Origin of the sequence: Aureimonas ureilytica (genome assembly GCF_001475935.1) — a bacterium.
Taxonomy (GTDB): Bacteria; Pseudomonadota; Alphaproteobacteria; order Rhizobiales; family Rhizobiaceae; genus Aureimonas; species Aureimonas ureilytica_A.
The window spans coordinates 84268-102762 of record NZ_LDQA01000011.1; the positions used below are offsets into that span (position 1 = coordinate 84268).

An 18495-nucleotide genomic window follows, 5' to 3' on the forward strand; every position below is an offset into this window, starting at 1 on the left:
ATCAGGCGGCCTGTTCCGCGATGGCTTTCAAGATCGCGGAACGAATGTCATCCTTCTTCGTCGCGTCGCCGAGATCGATCCCTTTCGTCGCCGCAAACTCGCGCAGCTCGGAAACTGACATGCCGTCGAGATCGATGGTCGAGCCATGTGAAGCCCCCGAGCCATTGTCCTTCTCGACCAGCCCGTTTTCCTTCAGCTTGTCGAAGGTCTCGGGTTCCACGTCGATCGTATCACCAGCGCGGACGCTTTCCGCGCCATGCTGGAAGCCCCAGAGGGCGCGCGCTTTCACGCTCATGGTCCTGTCTCCAGTGATGTCAGAGGGAGAAAAACGAGCGGCGAGAACGCCGCCCAATGGTCGGGATCAGACCGAGAAGCGGCCCTTGATCAGGGCGGCCGGGCGCTTGACCGCGAGCGCCAGGCGCTTTTCGGCGCGCACCGTCAGCATGTTCCTGACGAAGTTGTCGCGATCCTCGGACGAGATCACGACTTCAACGTCCATGCGATCGTAGATCTTCGCCGCCGAACGGAAGGCACCGACCAGGAAGTTATCCTCGTCCTGTGCCTGCGTGGCGATCACCGGGCGACCCCAGAGCTGCGGCCCGGCGAGCTGGACGATATTGGCGAAGATGTAATTCCCGCCGGCATCCTTGGTCAGTTCGATGCGAGCCCAATCGGTCGGATGCAGCACGATACCGTCAGCGGGGAATTCCGTCAGCGATGCCTGGAGCAAGGCCAAACGGATCGTATCGATCATCGTTTTGGCGGCAGGGTTGAAGGCCGCCGCATAGGCCGTCGCCTGCGTCATCAGGCCGTTGAGATTTTCGCCGACGCCCGAACCCTTGAGGATTTGGGCCTCTTCGGCGAAGTCCAGACCATAACGCAACTCGCCGTCGATCTCGCCTTGAAGCTGCGGAATGTCGTCCATCGCCTGACGCGATACAGGGATCCAATGCGCAACCGTTCGCACCGCCGCCTCGGCAAGCGCCCAAGTATAGTTTGACTCCGGCTTGAGCGCACCTTCAGCGACTGGAGCCGCCGCGTTCGTGCGCGCCGTCTGCTTGGCATACTGGACAAGGTTCGAAGCGGTGGAGCCTTGATCGAGAAGCTGGCGGATCGTCATCTGACGGCGCGGGATGCCAAGAACTTCAGTTTCGCGCTCGGGAACGATCAGTGTTCCGGCGCTGGTGCTCGCCGACGTAATCGCATTCTGGACGCCGATCTTCAGCGTCCCCAAACCGCCGTTCGCAGCGAATTGCTTGACGCTATCGAGCGCCACCACTTGCTCACCCAACGACTTCGGAGCCTCGCGCCCGCCAGCGCCGCCGAGCCGGCTGGAAAGCCGCTGTTCAAGGTCGAGATTGCGATCGGACAGCTCGCTCAGACGGTTTTCGAGCTTGCTGTGAGCATCCTTCAGCGCCGCCTGCGCACTCAGGAGCTGATCGGCTTTCTGGGCGACTTCGGCCGTCACCTTGCCGGCGTCGGCGCTCTGCTTGAGGGCGTTTTCAGCCGTCTTTTTCACGTCGTCGCCGACGCGGGTCAGCTCGCTCTTCACGTCCTTCAGGAGCTGTTCGAGCTTGCCGGCGTCCATCGCGTCATTGCGCACGTCCGAGAGAGCCGCCGCAGGACGAGACATGGCAAGGAGGGCCGCGAGCGGAGCCAGCGGCATCGTTTTGGTCAACATGGGAGTGTCCCCTTGGGATCAGATGGATTTCAGGCTGGCGAGGAGGTCGGAAACCTCGGCGATCACGGCAGCGTCTTGCGTACCGGTTGCGGCAGCGTCGTGCGTGCCGCCTTTCAGCGCCTGGACGATCTCCCGGCGCTCCGAGCGCGGGACATTGAGCTGGGCGAGAAGGGTATCGAGCTTATGGGCCGCCACGGTGGAGCGGCCCTCGGCCGAGTTGCGGGCGCGGTTTTCGACCGCATCCGCCGAGAGAAGACTATCGGCGAAACCCTTGGACACGGCGTCATTTCCGCCGATCCACGCTTCGCGATCCAGCATCTTCGCCAGTTCCTTGGCGTCCATGCCGGTGCGCGCGGCGTAGATGTCCACCGCCGCCGCGTCGAAGGGCTCCAGCCAGTCCGCCACGTCGCGAAGCGCATGGCGATCCCCGGAGGCGACGATCCAAGTGTTGTGGATCATCAGGAAGCCGGATCGGGCAATCTGAATCTCATCGCCGGCCATGGCGATCACAGACGCGGCCGACGCCGCGATCCCGAGCACCTTGACCGTGACATGCGCCGGATGCTCGCGCAGGGCATTGTAGATCGCGAGCCCTTCAAAGAACGATCCGCCCGGCGAGTTGATGTTGACCACCACGTCGCGCTTGCCGATCGCGCGAAGCGCGGCCGAGACGCGCTTGGCCGTGACGCCCTCGCCGTACCAGTCCGCCCCGATTACATCGAGCACGGAAATGGTGTTATCGGCTTCGCCGTCGCTGGCGGCCTGCACATCGGGGTTCCAGCGCTCCAGCGCAGCCGGGGTCGTTTCCGTGCGCATACCGGGACGCGCCACGATCGTGGCGGCGGGAAGTGTTCGCTTGCTCATGATCGTCAGTTCCCAGAAAGGCCGAGCCAAGCGGCCAGAGCATTGCGCGCGGCGGACGCATCGCCGCCGGTCGCGCCGAGCTGGTCGAGGGGCGCGAGGTTGGTTTGGGCCGTCAGGGCGTCCGCACCTTCCCGACGCGGGAGATTGAGCTTGGCGCGGCCTTCGTTGCGATCCATCAGGCCATTTTGCGTCATCTGCGAAAGGAACGTGGCCTTCGCCGCGCTGTCCATCTGGAGCAGCCCTTCGCGATTGAACTCGCAATAGAGCCGACGCTTTTCGCCTGCCGGAACGAGGTCTTTGACGATCCGCGCTTCGATCCGCCGGCAAATCGGGTTGATGCCGAGCGCCAGCCACGTCAGGAGGATTTGCTCGACACCAGAGCCCCACATAGTCTGGCCTTGGGCCGCGTGACCGATGATGATAGGCGGCATCCCGAACCACCGGCACATCTCTTCGATGTGAAAGCGCCGGGTTTCCAGCATCTGGGCGTCTTCCGGGTTCAGCGTCATCTGCTGATATTTGAGCCCGGCTTCGAGGATCATCAGTTTGCCGGCATTGGTCGAGCCGGCATAAGCGAGCATCGCGTTCTTTAGGTCTCTACGCTGATCAGCCTTCAGAACCTGCTCGGAGGACAAAATACCGCTGACGCTCAAGCCGTTGCCGAAAATCTTGCCCGCCGCCTCGTCTGTAGCCATGGCCGCGCCAAAGGTTTCGGCCCCGTTGGCGATAGCCGAGAGGCCGAGATCACCGCCGAACCCGAAACCCTTGATGTGGAACACCTTGGAACGCGGCATATCCTCGCTCTTACCGCGATCCGTGACGCGATAGACCAACTCGCCGCTGGGCAGGCGAACCGGACGGCAATGAGTGCTGGCGAGGGGCTGGAGTGAGGACAGGCGCTTTCCGAACTCGACTTTCTCGGCATAGGAATTGCCGGTCGAGATCAGCCAAGCCACCGTCGCCTCCCAGAACTCCAGCGAGGTCTGATCGGCGTTCGGGCTGACCTCCAGCACTTCAGCGAGCGCGTGATCGTCCACAGCCGTTCGCCCGCCATCCGCCTCGCGCCGAAAGGTGCCGAGCGGCAACGCCGACACGGCTTGCGCCGTCAGGCGGATGCAGGCCCAGACCGTGGCGAGCTGCATCGCCGCGTTTAGCGTCACCGATTTGCCGGCATGGCTCTTGCGCCCGATCGCCGCCGCGAGGGCGCCAGCATCGGCGAGCCCGATCCGCTCATCTTTCGACCCGATCGGCGTGATCGCATTCGACGGCGCGGCCTTCGCCTGCCGCTCCCGTTTCTTGCCCATCAAATCACCATCACAGGGTTAGAGGTGAAGCCGTCGAGATCGTCGGCTTCCGTTCCATTGATCGCGAGTGCGGTCGCCATGACGCTCGCGACGATGCCGTCGATCTTGTCGATGCTCTGCTTTTTCGCCGGGACGTAATTCAGGTTATCGTCGAACCGGACCTGACAGTGCTTTGCCATCCACCCGAGGACCGGATGGCCGCCGTGATCGAGTTGGCCAGCAAAGACCAGCCGCTCGAACTCTTTCGTTGCTTCGCCGAGCGTGGCGGTGCCCTGCCGCATCTTTTGGACAAGCGTCATGTCGAGCCCGTCCTCTTCGAGATCGGTCATCAGCTTTTGCGCGTTCCACGGGTCAAAGCCAAAGCCTTGAACGTCGAACTGGCCGAAACCTCTTCGGATCGCATTCCCGACGAAGTTCTGATCGACGCTATCTCCCGGCGTAGCGAATAAGGCTTTCTGGTTGATCCAGCCCCGCCAATTGACGCGGCGATCTTCGATCGCCCGTTCCTCTAACGTCCCCTCCGGTACCCAAAAGAACGGCAATAGCGACCACGGATCGCCCTCACTCTCAGGCGGGAAAAGCCAGACCAGCGCCGTGATGTCTCGCGTCGAAGACACGTCGCATGCGCCGTAGGCTTTCCGCCCTCGAAATCGTGCCTCCGCTGTCATCCATCCATCAGCGTCGGACGCGCATGCCGACCACTTCGAGACGGGGAGCCAGCCGCCGACCTGATCGACCCATCTGTTCAAGTGGTAGCATTGGAAGACGGCTTCCTTCGCCGGCTTTCCCTTCGCTTCTCGGAACTCGCCTCGCAGATAGTCGAGCGTCGGCGTCAGGCCGAGCGAAGGGTTCGCCTTGCGCCACACAGCCTCGTCTTGCCAATCGTCTTCCTCGCCGATCGCAAAATGAACAACCAGTGTCGTCGGATCGTCTTTCTCGCCCGACATGATGGCGAGACTTTCCTGATACCACTCCCATCCGACACGACCCGACTTTCGCCCGGCCGTCGAGGCGTAGAGCTGTATCGGCTGGAGACGAGCGCCTGTCCCCTGCCTAAGCGTATCGGCCAGCTCCCGCGTCTGCCATTCGTGGATTTCGTCACCCACGATGACATTCGGGGATCGGCCGTGCTTGCCATCAGGTTTCCCGGTCAGAAGCTCGCAGAGTGCGCCGGTCTCGCGAACAAAGATCGCTTCCTTGCTGAGAAGCACACGTTCGTTCCCGGCGCGATCCTCGCGGATGCCATTCCCTTCCGTAATCATGGCCTGCATTTTGCGGAACGGAACTTTACCCTGATCCTTGTTTCGGCCGAACACGAAAGCCTGCCCGCCCGGCACCCTCTCCAGAACGAAGAACAACACGCCGAGCGCCGCCAGGAACTCTGTTTTCCCGTTTTTACGGGGTATCCAGAGGTCTAGACGACGGAACAGGCGAACATGCGCGATCGTCGACTTATGAGTAGCGGGATCGATGATCTCGATCGGCTTCTTCCAGCCGACCAAGAGACGAACCGTGATCTCCTGCCACAGCAAAAGCTTGAACGGGACACCCCGAAAGCGGTCATCCGTCAGACGAAAGATCGTCGGCCATGCCTTCACCACAGCGTCGGCCTTGGCATGGTCGAACCATGCGCCTTCGACGGCAGTGGCCTTCCGCCATGCGGTTAGCGCCCAGGCATATTCCGGCTGCGCCGCCGAGCCTTCCAGCCACGGCGGCAGCTTGTGGGTCACATCCGCCATAGCGTCAGTTCAACGTTGGCGGAGTGCTATCCGTGCTGGTCATCAAATCGAGCGGATCATGCTCCGGCACACCCGCTTCGTCAGGCGCATCGGCACGTGGCGCACCAGCGCCGCCGCCAGTCCGGCCGAACAAGTCGCCCTGTTGCGTCCGGTTGAAGCTCTCGACCCGCACGAGCGCGCTGTCGGCACGCGGGCTGAAACCAAAGTCGTCTTCGATCTGCCGGAGGATCGGCTCGGCATCCTTCATGGTTTTCAGCGAAGGATGCTGGACGATCCGAGACGTGCCGCCAACGGGGGTGAACTCATACGTGGTCCCACCTTTCGGGCAATCGCGGCGCAAGCTCTCCACAGCGTCTTCGTGCATCTGGACCCAAATGCAGTATCGGGTCAGCGCGGCGCGATAGCCTGGACGGCGGCGGCCGGAGGCGCGCAGCGTGTCAGCAAGCGAGACCCAAAGCTCTGTCGCCCGGCGATAGTAGGCAGGCGAACGCCGGAAGATGGTGGGCACCGCAAATGGATCATCGGACTGAGTTTCACGCTCGGCCGAGGCCGCCGCCTCTTCGATCGCCTTGTTCGTCTTTGGCTTACGCCGACCGGGATATCCCTTCGCCGCCTGCAAGGCGGGGTCTTCCTTGCGTCTTCCCACGGTTCCACCCTCCGGCGCAAAAGGCGGCAACCCATTGCGCGCAAAAGAAAAAAGTTTGGCGCTTAGAATTTCGCGCCGATTTTTTGGCTGTTACCTCGCCGGTCCCGCCCCTACGGCGGCCGACTTTCGATCCCCCCCCCCTCGAGGTAGAAGGCCCCGACTGATGCAATTCCAGATGGCGAAAGCTTTCACATGCGATAGGAATGCCACTCCAGCCAGAAATTCACATCACCACGGATTACAAAGCCATGATCACGCCAGAGCAGGAAGCGGAATACATCCGACGTCTCGAAAAAGCTGCAAAGACTGTAGGGCCAGCGACAAAGTCGGAGGCCAATAGGATGTATGACTTGGCTGTAAGCTTCCATGGCTCAGCACTAAGAGCCTCAGAAGATATCGCAATAAAAGAAACGATTCAATCCTTCGTAGTACCATCAATTGTCAACATAGCTTTTGCAATAGAGCTATACTTCAAATGCATGCTCAAAGAGAGTAGCTTAAAGGCGCACGGGCACGAGCTTAAAAAACTTTTCAGAGATCTCCCAGAGCCGATAAAATCTAAAGTTGCTGCAGAGTACAAAATCAGAACAGGTCACGATAGAAACTCCTTCAACTCTGATCTGAATAATTATTCGAATATGTTTGTTGAATGGCGTTATCTATACGAAAAAAATGGGGAGAAGGGCATATCGCCCTACAGGATTTCGCAAATCGCTATAGCTGCATACACAGTTGCTAGCTCAATGAACCCGAATTGGGACATAGATCCAATTTCCGATGACCAAATCATGAGGGGGCCGCCCGAGGCTACTGTCGGGCTTTTGTCTCTGCCCGGCGGCCGAATGTTGCGAATTAAATTCTAGTAAGGACAGGCAGTTATTATTCGTTGCCTGCACCGGCGCGTTCCTGCCGCTGGACCTCGCCGTCATGGCAAGGCTTGCACAGCGGCTCGAACGGGCCGGCGAAGAACTTGACGGGATCGCCGTGGTGGCGCTCGACATGGTTGACCACAGTCGCCGCTGTGATCAGCCCTTCGGCCTGACAGCGACGGCAAAGGGGCTCGGCCGCGAGCACCTGCGCGCGGATCGCCTGCCATTCGGGCGTCTTGTAGAGCGCCCGCCACGGGTGCGACTGGCGGCGCTTGCGATCATACTCGCGACGCAGATCAGCACGGGCGGGCATGTGCTTGGGTCGGAACGATGGTGGCCGAGTTGCCATGCATCCCTCCAGATACGCAAAAACCCCGCGAGCGCTTCCGCTCCGGGGTCAGTCTTCCTTAGCATGGATACCTACGTCAAATTCCAGCCGCGCGTCAAGCGGCCTTGGAGGGCTCCCTAGGCGCATCTGTGGATGACCGCACCGAGAGCACCCGAGGCGAAGAACCCCGCCCCTCGCCTTCCCATGGCCACAAGGGAACACGGCACGACACATCGAAGCGCGAGAGCTTCCCTTGCACGTCGTTCGTGATCTGATGAAGCGCGAGAGCCCAAGCCTGATATTCGATACGCGCAGCGACCAAGAGCGAGGGGCAAGGGTCGAGGTAATACCGACGATACGCGCCCTTGTAGGGCCGTTGCCGAGACCGATTGTACCCATCAACCTCGCGAGGCCGCGCCGGCTCGCCCGGCCCCGCCTCATTCACCACCCGGAACCATGCCGGCTTGCCGTTGGCCCCGAGCTTCGGCCGCCGCTCGATACGTCCATGGTCCCGCCACGCCGGCACCCGATCAACCGACGCCTGACGGATCACGTGAGCGGAGAGGCGATCCCCCTTAGGAATGGCGATGTCCCATCCGTTGCGGTGCGCGTCCACACGTTCGGCCTCAGTCAGCTCTAGGTCCGTGATCTCGGCCAGATCGCCCAGCGCGTCCCATCCGTCCGGCATCGCGATCGTCGCCATCTCCAGGCGCATGACGGCCTCGTCCACCAGAACGGCGTCCGGGTCCGGGTAGACCAGCGCCCGATTGTCCGGGGCCGGCCCGGACGTATCCACCCGAACCCCCAAGATGGCGAGGCGCGAGATCGCGTCCCAAGCCGAGGTCGAGGGGACGGAAACGCCGCCAAACAGGCGAACGTCGTTCTCGAAAGCTTCGCGCTTCGGCATCTCCTCGCCGTAGACCCAAGCCAGCAAGGTTCTGATTTCAATGGGTTTACGGATCACGGAAGAGTTTCCCTATGGAGGTTCAATGGAGAACTATGGAGGAAGAATGGAGGGTTATGGAGGATGCCTAAGGGGATGGATTTGCGTTATTTTACAGTGACTTACTCGCCGTCATGGATAGGCTGGTGGATGAAATGCGCTTCGCGCTCGCCTGTCGTACGCAGCGCCTGTATGCGCTCTACGCGCCTATACGCGAGGGGCGACGTAGACCCTCCAGACCATCCAGAACCCTTGTGCGGCAGGGCTTTGTGGCTGTTTGGCAGTCCTCCAGACTTCTCCATGATCCTCCATGTCCTCCATAATGCCTTGCGGGCAGAGCTTTCCCGTTCCCTCAAATGAAGGTTCGGGCGGGTCCGAATTTGCGTTTCCATGCGCCCGGAGGGGCTAAGGCGGTCGTAGCATCGTCAATGTCTCCATGAGCCTGTCAGAGCGGCACAGGCGGGGTCTGGAGGGGTGCGGGAGCGATAGGGCAACATCTCAGCCCCGCTCTTCGTCCGGGCCGCCATAGCCCTCGGGATAGTCGTCTGCGTCATCCGGCTCTGTTGTGCGCGCCGGACGCGCCGGCACATTCTCCAGCCGAATGCCGGCATAGTGGCGGCCTTGGCTGTCATCGACGCGAGTGAACCTCTTGCCCATTTTCGTGCCGAAATTGACACCCGAAACTGGCTTCACAGCCGAGTCTATTGCCCACGCGGTATAGGCATCATAGAACTCGCGGGCGCGCACAAAGGAGGCCGGATCGACAACGACGCAGCGGTTCACGAAGGCGGACAGATAGTCCATCTCTTCGCGATACTTCTTCGTCTCCTGGACGACATCCTCCGGGATGACGAGCCCTTCGCGCAGGTAGATCAGCGCGCCTTCGATCAGCCAGTTGAGAATGCCGGAATGCTCCGGGGCGAACTCGCCCACGACCTCTTCGAAGTTGCGCTGCCGCCCTTCCGCGATCGTCACCGGCCAGCGGATCACCGTCATGCGCCGCCAGATGCCGTTATCCGTGCCCGTGATCTTCGGATAGCCGTTGCCCGACATGTGCGCCGTGAAGATCGGCAGGAAGTCGAAATAGCCCGAGAACAGGTCTCGAACCGGGATCGCCTCGCCGCCCGTCAGGCGCTTGACCAGATCCTCGCGCAGCGGATCGCCCTCCGGCAGCTCCGTGACGCGCAGAAAGCGCCGACCATAGAGCCGCGCGAGATCGGGGGACGCCTGCCCGCTCTGTCCGGCCCCGCCCGTGAAGCTTTCCGCCGGCAGCGTCACGGCGTTGCCGCCGAGCACCCGGCAGATGACCTCCAGCGCCACGGACTTGCCGTTCGCCCCGTGGCCGTAGTGGAAGAACAGCTTCTGGACTGTGATCCCGAGCAGTCCGAGCCCGAAGGCCACCTGGAGAAGCCTGCGGTTGGCCGGGTTGGGCATGAACTCTTCGAGGAAGGCCAGCCACAAGGGGCAAGTCGCCGCCGCCTTATAGGCCGTGGGAATGGTCGAGGTGATATAGTCCTCGCGGGAATGCCCCGCCTTCACCTTCACCTTCGCGACCTTGACCGTGATCGTGTCAGGCGCATCGGCAGGCGCGTCATCGCGCTCCAGATCGGGATTGACGATCTTTTCCGGCCCATAGCGGAAGGTCAGCGTGTGCCCTTTCACAGCGACCTTGTAGTGGTTGGCGTCGAACTCCTCCGGCCCGCGCATCAGGAGCGGAGCGGCGCATTCGAGCATGGCTTTCAGCTTGCCGAGGTTCTTGGACGACACCCCGAACTTGATGCGGCTGGCGCACCGGTCCATGAAGCGCTGTTCGATCTTCTCCGCGAGCTGGATACGCCGCGTGTCTTCCGGCGTGCGGTCGGCTTCGTCCTTATCCCGTGCATCCCGCGCCTTGTAGATGACCTTCATCTCGGCATCGGTCATCATCAGGTGATCGGCTTCCTCCGCGATCCGATCGCCGAGGAGCTGCGCCAGGGCGAGCGCCGCCGTGTTGCCGGTTTCGATGTCCCAATTCGTGCCGTTCCAGACGCCATAGGCCGGCGCGCGGCTCTTGGCCTGACGCATCACCGTCAGGTCGATCCCGAAATGCGCGATGAGCCGTTTGCCGTTGTCCGCGTCCGAATGGTCGCAATGAGCGCACCATTCCACGATCTCGTCATCCGCCAGATCGGTGCGCTCGGCGCGCGGGATTTCGCCCGGCCGCGCCGGTGCGGCCGAGCCGTCCACATCATCAGCCTCTTCGGCTTCGGGCTCCGGCACCATGGCGGGGCCGTGCTGGAGGCGCGTTGCCGCGACCAACTCCCGCAAGTATGCGGCGTCGGGGCTGTCTTTCTTGGCCATTCTTATTGTCCGAGGGATGAGAGGGCGAGAAGGTCGGCGAAGTCGTAACCGCGCGGCGGCCACAGCACGTCCACGCGCGCGCCGCCGGCTCCCAGCCGGGTCCGCGCCCGCGCCATGGCCGAGGCCGTGGCATGGACTTCGCTGTCGCCATCGGCGAGAAGGAGAATGTCCGTCACGCCCGCTGGCGCCTGGAGGGCGTCGTCCAAGGTCTGATCGAGCTTGGGCGTGGAACTCGCGATCCAGACAGGGCGCATCACCCCGTTCTTGTCGGCTTTCTTAAGCGTCGGATGCGCAAAGCGCCTCTTGGCGTCAGCCGGGCCGGCAAGGTTGCCGAGATCGCCGGCAGCGGCATAGATCGTGTCCGCGCGCGGCCCTTCCGCGAGGGCGATGGCGAGCGTGTTTTCGATCCCCTCGCCCGCCACAAAACGCGGCCGGTGCGGATCGGGCAGGATCAGGCCGTCCAGCTCATAGAAGCCGATCAGCGGGATCATGCCGCCCTTCTTCGTGCCGCGCATTTTCTTGCTCGGCAGCGGCTCGCCCTTCGCGTCGAGGATCACGGGTCGGAACTTCGGCCGCCGGTCGAGATCGATCCATGTCAGATGACAGCCGATCACATGGCCGGACGGCGCAACAAAGGGCGCGACCATGGCAGGGCGAGTGAACAGCTCGACAGGCACCGAACGTGGATCGCGATCGTCCTTCCCGTACCAGTAGGTTTCTGCCGGGCTTGTGCGCAGAAGCGGCGCGACCGGCAGCTCATGCGCGTAACAGTCCAGTCGCCGCGCGAGATAGGTCACATGCAGCCCGTCAAGCTTGGCATGGAGCCATTTGCCCCGCGCTCGGCTTTGCTCGGCCGCGCGGAAGTCGTTCGCCTCGCGGTCCCGCTTGGCGGCGGCCTCTTCGTTCTGCCGCTTGCGCTCGGCGATCCGGGCTTCCCGATCGCGCCGCTCGGCGTCATTCTCTTCCGTGTCGCCCGGCACCGGCCGCCCAAGCACGGCAGCGCAAGCTTCCAGAAAATCGCCAGACCGGCTGACATCGAGGCCGAGCACATGCGCGGCGAGGCCGATCGCATCGCGGCCCCCGTCCGACCCACGACACACCCAGGCGGGCTTGCCGGGATTGACCCCGAGCCGATCCTTGCCGCCGCAGGCGGGGCAAGCGCCGATCAGCTCGCCGCGCGCGATCCGGTCATTTAGATGAGAGAGCGGCAGGTTCGAAAGGGCCGCAGCCATCTCGACACCCCGCGCCTCTTCCACGAAGAGATCACGCAGGCTGGACCGCACCGCCGTCACGATGGCGCACCACAGATGAGGACGCGCGGCACGAGGATGGCCGGCGCATAGACGCGCCCGAAGCTCATGCGCTCGCCGCCATGCGCCCCCGGCAGACGCATCAGCGCGCCCGCCCAGCCGTCGCACCAGTCGCTGTTATCGAACAGGCGCGACAAGACGGGATGCGCCGCCGCGACGGCGACAAAGACCGAAGCCGGCGCAGGGCGCACCACCACGCCCATGGCGCGCAAGCTCCGCTGCCCCGGATGCCCGAAGCCGGCGCAGCGGATGGCCGCCCCGATCGTCCCGTCTTCGATCGTCTCGGCCGCATCCACGACCTGCGACCCCAGCAGGAACGCAAGGCACCCCGCCCCGTCCAGGGCGGCGCGCTCGTACCGATCCAGATGCCCGCCCGTGTTCGCCTTACCCACGACGCTCAACGGCCTCCCCTCACATGCGACTTGATGCTTTTCAGATACGGGCGCTCGGCCAGGACATCGCCCGGCGGACGCCAGGAGCGCCGCCCCTCGCGGCGCTCGCGATCTTCGGCCCGGTATTCCGAGGCAAGGCGATTGATGGCTTGGAAGACGCCCAGCTTGACGGCCTCGGCACGATTCCAGCGGTGCGCCATGTACAAGTCGTACAGCTCGGCACCGCGCAGCTTGCGGCGGTTGTTCCAGGCGGCACGGCAGCGACCATCGCAAAATCCCCGCACCTGGACGCAGACCAGAAGCGGCGCACCGCATTCCAGACAGCCGAGTACACGCGCCGTCATAGGAGCTTCCCCATGCCGTCCGCCGTACGCTTGGCTATCTTGCCCTGTTCCGCCTTGAGAAACGCGCTGACACGCCCCACCGTCAGCGATTGCGCGCCGGGGATCGTGTCGAGAAAAATGAAGCCGGTTGCGCCCTTCCACTCGGCCGCCACAATGTCGCAACCAGCCACGCCCTTGCGCGCCCAGGCATCGTTCACGTCGGCGACGATCGACGCCATGAACTCGCCGGCATTGCCCTTCGGGTCTTTCATGCCATCGGCTGCAATGACGCGGAGACCATGCGTCATGCCCCGAACTCCACCGCGTCCAGAACCTCGCTCGCCACCGCGATAAGCTCGCGCATCTCGCGCGCCACCGTCGTGCGATCGAGCTGGTCCACCTTGCCGTCAGCCAGCGCGGCGAGAATGGCGAGCTTGGCTTCCGCGCTTTCCTTGGCGAGCCGCGCCACGTCTTCGATCGACAAAGGGCGGCGCACCCGATCCGGGTCAGCCTTATGCCGCTCCACCAGCCATTCGGAGACGATCGGCCGTTGCGCATGGCGCTCCAACACCATCAGATCGCGGACGTTCATCCAGCGATCCGGCTCCGAGATCGAGGTTTGCGCGCTGATCGTGGACGGGCTCTTGTGACCGAGGATCACCTTGGCCGCCACGCAGCCGCCGACGGCCTCTACCAGCGCGTGGCCGGTAGATTTCAAGGCCTTGAGGTCGGGCGCGATATGATCCGTCATGGCCGCACCCGTATTGTTAAAGACGGGAAGCGATTCCATTCCAAGTTGTGGACGAATCCGATTGCGCACTGCACCATCGCAACCGCAAACCCACGACGGAGAACGCGATGCGCGAAACGGTGCCTCCCCTTGAAAGGCAGCTCGCCTTGGAATGGCTGGTGAAGCAGCTTTTGGAGGGAAGCTTTCGTCGGAGCGACTTTCCGCCCGCCGATGCGCACTACTTCGCCCTGGACGCGGATATGCACTGGAGCCAGGAAGCCGACGCCGCTTTGGAGAGCGGAGATATGGATGCTTGGATCACCACGATGCGCATTGGCCGAGCGGTGAGAACCTGCTTGGACGACGTGATCAAACGCATCGAGAGCTGAGAACGCGATCAAAGCGCGGCGCTCCGTGAAACGCGGGGAGTCGATTTCGCGTGACGAACTCGTGCGTCGATTCCAGGTATTGGATCACTGGAACGACGAGCGCTGTGATGCTGATTACCGGACAGGACAAAATCGTTGGGCGCGACCATCCCGCAGCTCCAATCAAAGATGCGACGCATTTGATCAGGGCGCGGGACACGCTCGCCGGCCAACCATTTGCGCAAGCCGGAGACAGAGACGCCGCCGATTTCATCGGCGACACATTCAAGCGTCAGTTCGCGCTGGGCAATGAAATCGGCGAGGTTCATGCGACCAATATTCCCCATTATGGGGAACATCGTCAACCCCGATATGGGGAACGACGCAGCAAATCAAACTGCGGCAGTCTTCCCAGTATGGGGAACCGCATCAAAGAGCATCGTCAACGTCTCGGCTTGACGCATGAAACCGCTGCCGAAAAGACCGGCATGTCACGTAGCCAGTTCATCAAACTGGAGCGCGGCGAACGCCGTTTGACGTCCGATTACATCGAGCAGATCGCACGCGGCTTCGACCTCAACCCTGCGGATATAATCACAGAGGTTGTGGATAGCGTGGATAAGATTCCTATCGTCGGCATGGCTGGCGCGGGACCGGACGGAACCGTGCTTTTCTCGCATGGTGATGGCGGCCTCGGATATGGCCCGCCATCCCCGAACTCGACCGCCTTTACAAAGGCGCTAGAGGTGCGAGGAGAATCTATGCGAGGCATCGCAAGCGACGGTTGGCTTGTTTATTTCGAGGACGAACAACTCGTTCCGTCCGAGGACCTGATCGGCGAGCTATGCGTTGTCGGCCTTGAAGACGATCGCATTATGGTCAAAGTCCTCCAACCAGGAAGAGGACCGGGTCTATTTGACTTGGAAAGCTTCAACGCTCCTGTCATGCGCGATGTACCGCTGCGCTGGGCCTGCTTGGTAACATCCATTATCCCGAGAAAGCCAGCTAGGCAGCTCATCAAACGGGAAGCGCTAGGCAAGACTTAAACCATTCGCTTTCGAGTGAGCCCAGATCAAGGGCTGAGCTTGACGGCCGTTCCAGTAACCGCCGTGAAAAGCATCCCGCCACCGACTGTTTGGCTCGTGAATTCTGAATAGTTGAGATTGATCGCTATAACCGCTTCGGCACCGGCTTTTAGCGCTTCGACCTGTAGTTCTCTCATGCAGTTTTCGCGGTTCGTTCGCAAAGCGCTCTGGATCGTCTGGCTGCGCCCGCCGATAACATCTCGCCACGCGTTTGCACCATCGCGGAATATATTCATCCCGAGCGCGCTTTCGGCTCCTATCACGCCTAAAATCTCCAATATCTGACGGCCAGGGACATCCAGTCCCGTAGTCAGAATGACGGAGCTTGCGCGCTGCAGCATAAGTTCGTCAGGAACCGATGCCCAATCCACGCGAGACCCGGCGGCGATCTGCGAATCAACCAGAGCTTCAAGGTCAGCCCGTTCCTGTGCCGCAGCTCCTGTCCAATCGGAACCGTGCCTCTTGAGACAGTCTTCGCAGATACCTTCACGTGTCATAGCGAAGAATAACACCTTTTGCTTGCAAGACGGACACACGCGCGAACCAGCCATCAACCGAAACCTTGCAGCCAAATCTTTGCGTGAGGTTACATGACGACGCTGGACCAATCGAATGTTACCCAATATGGGGTTGACGTGTTACCCATTATGGGGAAGTCTTAGCCCATCCCAAAGGATGGAGCTGTCTGATGCTTGCGAATTCCCCCCTGTTTCGTGGCGATCCTGGTCGCGTCGAAATTCCCCTTCACCTTCAAGCTTCTCTGCGCCGCCTCGCGGAACGCGCCTATCGTCGCGGCAATCGCGCCTCGCTCGGCTGGACGTCCAAGGACGGCGAGCCGATCCCGGCCGATCACGTCTCGCAGCTCGCCTTGCGCAATCTGTGCAAGGTCCGCCCCGCCAGTCGGAACCGGAGCTTTGACCGCGCCGAGCTGACCGACCTCGGCCACGAGGTCGCCGCCATGGTCGCGTGCGCCAAGCGGGAGGGTGAACGTTGATCCCGAACCTTCATCCCGATCATCCGAAGGCGATCTATCGCGAGATCGCCAACGACGCCGCCCCGGCCCCGCGCCCCTACGTCCTGCCGCCGAGCGAGACGAGCGCGCCCATGGTGCAGGACGAAGAACAGTTCTGGACCGCCTGCGTCGGCGCGGCCTTCCTCGTCGTCGTCGTCCTGATCGTCTACGCAGCGAAGGGCCTCGCCTGATGCGCGCCGCCCTCGCCCTAGAGGCGGCCGAGATCGGCCGCATCATCAGTCACTATCTGCCCCTCGGCCGCGCGCTTCGCCTCGCCGCCGAGCTGGCCGCCGTCGCCAGCATGATCGCCGCCGTCACCCTCTTTTCCATCGCCAGCACGACGCCCGCCCCGCGCGCCGAGATCGTCATCGCGGAGGCCAACCGTTGAGCACCGCCCCGACCGAAGCCCAACAGTGCGAGGCCGTCCTCGAACTGGTGAAGGGCTTTCAAGACATGATGGCTGGCATATCGCCCGTCGTTTGTTCCGCCGCCATCGTGATCCTTGCGGCCACCGACATCGAGAGATGGGCGGACGATCCCGAACGGCTCGCCCCGACCTCGGCCCTCTTCGCGGAGACGATGATCTTCATCGCGGAACGGATGTTTGAGGCCAGAGGGTACGGCCCCGACGAGATCGCGGCCCTGACCCTAGCTCACCGCAGTCGGGTGTTGTCGGGCCATCCCGAACCGACCATCCGCCAGCATCTCGCGGCGTTCGCGGGGAGGATGGAGAAGCGCCTACGCGAGAACGATCACAAGGGCGGCTGGAGCAACGAGAAGCCCGAATGGCTGGCCGATCGCTGTTTCGCCAAAGCCTGCGATGCCAGCAAGGCACTCGACCAGCTCCGGGGCGACGGCCTGCGCAACCTCGCCGTCAACCGCGAGGCGATCCAGCGCCACACGGCCGACCTAGCGAATTACGCGATGATGCTCTGCGACGTGACGATAGACGGCGGCCTCGTGCCCGAGCCCGAAGGAGAGGCAGCATGAACCGCGAACAGCGCACCCTCGCCCGCGCCGCCCTCGGCCTCCCCAACCCGCGCCGCCAGTCCTACCGCAATCTGTTCGTGATCGCCCCGCGCGAGCCCGAACAGGAGGACTGGAACGACATGGTGGCGGCCGGGCTGGCCGTCCATCGCACGGGCTCGGCCGACACCGGCCCCGCCACCTACGCCCTCACGCGCGCAGGCGCCGATCGGGCCATCGCGCCCGGCGAGCGCTTGAACCCCACCGACTTCCCACCGATCGGAGCGCACTGATGGCCTGCGAATGCTGCGACGATGATGCCCCGAGCAGCGTGAAGCTGTCCGACCTGCGCCGCCTCTACGATCTCGTGGCCGAACAGCGGACGCTGGAAGCGCTGACGATGATGCACGAAGCCGCGCCGGGCGAGCTGCCCCTGCCGGTCACGATCCTGCGCCTACGTCAGCCTGACGTAGTGGGGACGGACCTATGACCATCCTCGCCTTCGCTTGCCAGCGCGACACCCTGTCGGCCGCGCTGGATCGCGCCCGCAGGATCGTGGCCGCGCGCAACACGATCCCGATCCTCAGCAACCTGCTCTTGCGCCTGGACGCGAACGGGACGCTGACGATCAAGGGCACCGATCTCGACATCGAGACCACCGTTCACGTCGAGAACATTGACGTGGTGACAGCGGGCGCGACCACCGTTCCCGCTGCCGCCTTCGCGGCCACCGTCGCGAAGATGGCGACCGGCCGTCTCCAAATCGACGCGACCGACACGGCCCTGACAGTTCGGGCTGGGCGCGCTCGAACCACGTTCCCGACCTTCCCCGAGCAGGACTTCCCTGACATCTCGGACAAGCACCCCACGCACACGTTCACGATCCCGCATTTCGACCTGCGCAGGATCTACGAGAAGTGCGATTTCGCGATCTCGCAGGAGGAAACCCGCTACTTCCTCTGCGGCGTCTTTCTGCGTCCGATCGCCGGCAAGCTCGTGGCGACGGCGACGGACGGGCACCGTCTGTCGCGCCTCGAACTCGACATGCCGGACGGGGCCAAAGATATGCCCGGCATCATCATCCCCGACCGCACCGTCAGCATGTTCCGAGAGTTGGGCGATAAGGAAGACCTGCCGATCGAGGTGGACCTGTCCGAGCGCTATATCCGCCTACGCAGCCCCAAGCTGACGATCTATTCCAAGCTCGTGGACGGCAACTATCCCGACAGCGAGCGCATCATTCCGCGCGGAAACAATCAGGTCGCGATCGTGGAGCTGGATGCCCTCATGGCGGCGATCGACCGATTGCTGGTGCTGACGGAGAAGGACACCCGGCGATACCGGATGGAGTTCACGGCCGGTCAGATCACCCTGTTTTCCAAAGGTGACAACGGCGAGGCAGAGGACACGATTGACGCCGCCTGCGACTTCGACCTGACCGTTGGCTTCAACGGCAAATATCTCCAGGACATGTGCAAGACCATGGTCGGCCCTAAGCTGCGCCTGGAGATGGGCGACGCCAGCGCCCCGCCGCTCATTCGCGACGAAGGCGACGACACCCGCGAAATCGTTCTCATGCCGATGAGAGTGTGAGC

At 62.8% G+C, this 18495-nt stretch carries 25 protein-coding genes; 10 read left to right on the forward strand and 15 right to left on the reverse strand.

Annotation, left to right across the window (positions count from 1 at the left end; all coding sequences use genetic code 11):
- Window position 1: 1 nt before the first annotated feature.
- The 6 genes from NS365_RS04580 to NS365_RS04605 all read right to left on the reverse strand — a co-directional run bounded on the left by NS365_RS04580 (window position 2) and on the right by NS365_RS04605 (window position 6207).
- On the reverse strand, window positions 2–295 hold the full coding sequence (locus NS365_RS04580) for a Rho termination factor N-terminal domain-containing protein (protein WP_058599102.1): 294 nt from the start codon (window positions 293–295) through the stop codon (window positions 2–4).
- A gap of 66 nt (window positions 296–361) precedes the next feature.
- Window positions 362–1588, reverse strand: coding sequence for a phage major capsid protein (locus NS365_RS04585; RefSeq protein WP_244498359.1), 1227 nt, complete (start codon window positions 1586–1588; stop codon window positions 362–364).
- 111 nt (window positions 1589–1699) lie between these two features.
- Complete coding sequence (locus NS365_RS04590) at window positions 1700–2545, reverse strand: head maturation protease, ClpP-related (RefSeq protein WP_058599138.1); 846 nt, start codon at window positions 2543–2545, stop codon at window positions 1700–1702.
- 5 nt (window positions 2546–2550) lie between these two features.
- The gene (locus NS365_RS04595; protein WP_058599104.1) at window positions 2551–3849 is read right to left on the reverse strand and encodes a phage portal protein; all 1299 of its coding nucleotides are present in this window, start codon (window positions 3847–3849) and stop codon (window positions 2551–2553) included.
- Window positions 3849–5588 (reverse strand): terminase large subunit, encoded by a 1740-nt coding sequence (locus tag NS365_RS04600; protein ID WP_058599105.1) that lies wholly within the window; start codon window positions 5586–5588, stop codon window positions 3849–3851. The genes NS365_RS04595 and NS365_RS04600 overlap by 1 nt, the downstream gene beginning before the upstream one ends.
- Before the next feature lie 4 nt (window positions 5589–5592).
- Window positions 5593–6207, reverse strand: a complete 615-nt coding sequence (locus NS365_RS04605; RefSeq protein WP_058599106.1) for a P27 family phage terminase small subunit — start codon at window positions 6205–6207, stop codon at window positions 5593–5595.
- A 275-nt stretch (window positions 6208–6482) separates the two neighbouring features.
- On the opposite strand from NS365_RS04605, the gene NS365_RS24020 reads away from it, so the two are divergent.
- Window positions 6483–7097, forward strand: coding sequence for a hypothetical protein (locus NS365_RS24020; protein ID WP_153003655.1), 615 nt, complete (start codon window positions 6483–6485; stop codon window positions 7095–7097).
- A gap of 16 nt (window positions 7098–7113) precedes the next feature.
- Here NS365_RS24020 and NS365_RS04610 read toward each other — a convergent pair whose 3' ends face one another.
- The 8 genes from NS365_RS04610 to NS365_RS04645 all read right to left on the reverse strand — a co-directional run bounded on the left by NS365_RS04610 (window position 7114) and on the right by NS365_RS04645 (window position 13490).
- A complete protein-coding gene (locus NS365_RS04610; protein ID WP_058599107.1) occupies window positions 7114–7416 on the reverse strand; it encodes a hypothetical protein in 303 nt (100 codons plus the stop codon).
- A gap of 130 nt (window positions 7417–7546) precedes the next feature.
- Window positions 7547–8395, reverse strand: coding sequence for a hypothetical protein (locus NS365_RS04615; RefSeq protein ID WP_058599108.1), 849 nt, complete (start codon window positions 8393–8395; stop codon window positions 7547–7549).
- 477 nt (window positions 8396–8872) lie between these two features.
- On the reverse strand, window positions 8873–10714 hold the full coding sequence (locus tag NS365_RS04620; RefSeq protein WP_058599109.1) for a DNA primase family protein: 1842 nt from the start codon (window positions 10712–10714) through the stop codon (window positions 8873–8875).
- Window positions 10715–10716: 2 nt separating this feature from the next.
- Entirely contained in the window at window positions 10717–12006 is a 1290-nt protein-coding gene (locus NS365_RS04625; RefSeq protein WP_244498360.1) for a DUF7146 domain-containing protein, read from the reverse strand.
- The gene (locus NS365_RS04630) at window positions 12003–12416 is read right to left on the reverse strand and encodes a hypothetical protein (RefSeq protein ID WP_244498363.1); all 414 of its coding nucleotides are present in this window, start codon (window positions 12414–12416) and stop codon (window positions 12003–12005) included. Before NS365_RS04630 ends, NS365_RS04625 begins: the two co-directional genes overlap by 4 nt.
- A gap of 5 nt (window positions 12417–12421) precedes the next feature.
- Window positions 12422–12760 (reverse strand): hypothetical protein, encoded by a 339-nt coding sequence (locus tag NS365_RS04635; RefSeq protein ID WP_058599112.1) that lies wholly within the window; start codon window positions 12758–12760, stop codon window positions 12422–12424.
- The gene (locus tag NS365_RS04640) at window positions 12757–13047 is read right to left on the reverse strand and encodes a hypothetical protein (protein WP_058599113.1); all 291 of its coding nucleotides are present in this window, start codon (window positions 13045–13047) and stop codon (window positions 12757–12759) included. Before NS365_RS04640 ends, NS365_RS04635 begins: the two co-directional genes overlap by 4 nt.
- A complete protein-coding gene (locus tag NS365_RS04645) occupies window positions 13044–13490 on the reverse strand; it encodes a hypothetical protein (RefSeq protein ID WP_082684421.1) in 447 nt (148 codons plus the stop codon). Before NS365_RS04645 ends, NS365_RS04640 begins: the two co-directional genes overlap by 4 nt.
- Before the next feature lie 107 nt (window positions 13491–13597).
- On the opposite strand from NS365_RS04645, the gene NS365_RS04650 reads away from it, so the two are divergent.
- Window positions 13598–13858 (forward strand): hypothetical protein, encoded by a 261-nt coding sequence (locus NS365_RS04650; protein WP_058599115.1) that lies wholly within the window; start codon window positions 13598–13600, stop codon window positions 13856–13858.
- Window positions 13859–13965: 107 nt separating this feature from the next.
- Window positions 13966–14883: a helix-turn-helix domain-containing protein gene (locus tag NS365_RS04655; RefSeq protein WP_058599116.1), complete on the forward strand. Its 918-nt coding sequence runs from the start codon at window positions 13966–13968 to the stop codon at window positions 14881–14883.
- Window positions 14884–14909: 26 nt separating this feature from the next.
- Here the strand turns inward: NS365_RS04655 and NS365_RS04660 are convergent, their stop codons facing one another.
- Complete coding sequence (locus NS365_RS04660; protein ID WP_244498361.1) at window positions 14910–15419, reverse strand: YbjQ family protein; 510 nt, start codon at window positions 15417–15419, stop codon at window positions 14910–14912.
- Window positions 15420–15610: 191 nt separating this feature from the next.
- Between NS365_RS04660 and NS365_RS04665 the strand changes: the two genes are divergently transcribed.
- From NS365_RS04665 to dnaN, 7 genes are read left to right on the forward strand one after another with little or no spacing between them, the layout of a single operon-like run.
- The gene (locus tag NS365_RS04665; RefSeq protein ID WP_058599117.1) at window positions 15611–15916 is read left to right on the forward strand and encodes a hypothetical protein; all 306 of its coding nucleotides are present in this window, start codon (window positions 15611–15613) and stop codon (window positions 15914–15916) included.
- The gene (locus NS365_RS04670; protein WP_058599118.1) at window positions 15913–16125 is read left to right on the forward strand and encodes a hypothetical protein; all 213 of its coding nucleotides are present in this window, start codon (window positions 15913–15915) and stop codon (window positions 16123–16125) included. The genes NS365_RS04665 and NS365_RS04670 overlap by 4 nt, the downstream gene beginning before the upstream one ends.
- Window positions 16125–16322, forward strand: a complete 198-nt coding sequence (locus tag NS365_RS04675; protein WP_058599119.1) for a hypothetical protein — start codon at window positions 16125–16127, stop codon at window positions 16320–16322. The genes NS365_RS04670 and NS365_RS04675 overlap by 1 nt, the downstream gene beginning before the upstream one ends.
- Window positions 16319–16924, forward strand: coding sequence for a hypothetical protein (locus NS365_RS04680; RefSeq protein WP_058599120.1), 606 nt, complete (start codon window positions 16319–16321; stop codon window positions 16922–16924). Before NS365_RS04675 ends, NS365_RS04680 begins: the two co-directional genes overlap by 4 nt.
- A complete protein-coding gene (locus NS365_RS04685; RefSeq protein ID WP_058599121.1) occupies window positions 16921–17193 on the forward strand; it encodes a hypothetical protein in 273 nt (90 codons plus the stop codon). The genes NS365_RS04680 and NS365_RS04685 overlap by 4 nt, the downstream gene beginning before the upstream one ends.
- A 38-nt stretch (window positions 17194–17231) precedes the next feature.
- Window positions 17232–17390, forward strand: a complete 159-nt coding sequence (locus tag NS365_RS24400) for a hypothetical protein (protein WP_193753388.1) — start codon at window positions 17232–17234, stop codon at window positions 17388–17390.
- On the forward strand, window positions 17387–18493 hold the full coding sequence (dnaN, locus tag NS365_RS04695; protein ID WP_058599123.1) for a DNA polymerase III subunit beta: 1107 nt from the start codon (window positions 17387–17389) through the stop codon (window positions 18491–18493). Before NS365_RS24400 ends, dnaN begins: the two co-directional genes overlap by 4 nt.
- The last annotated feature ends 2 nt before the right edge of the window (window positions 18494–18495 follow it).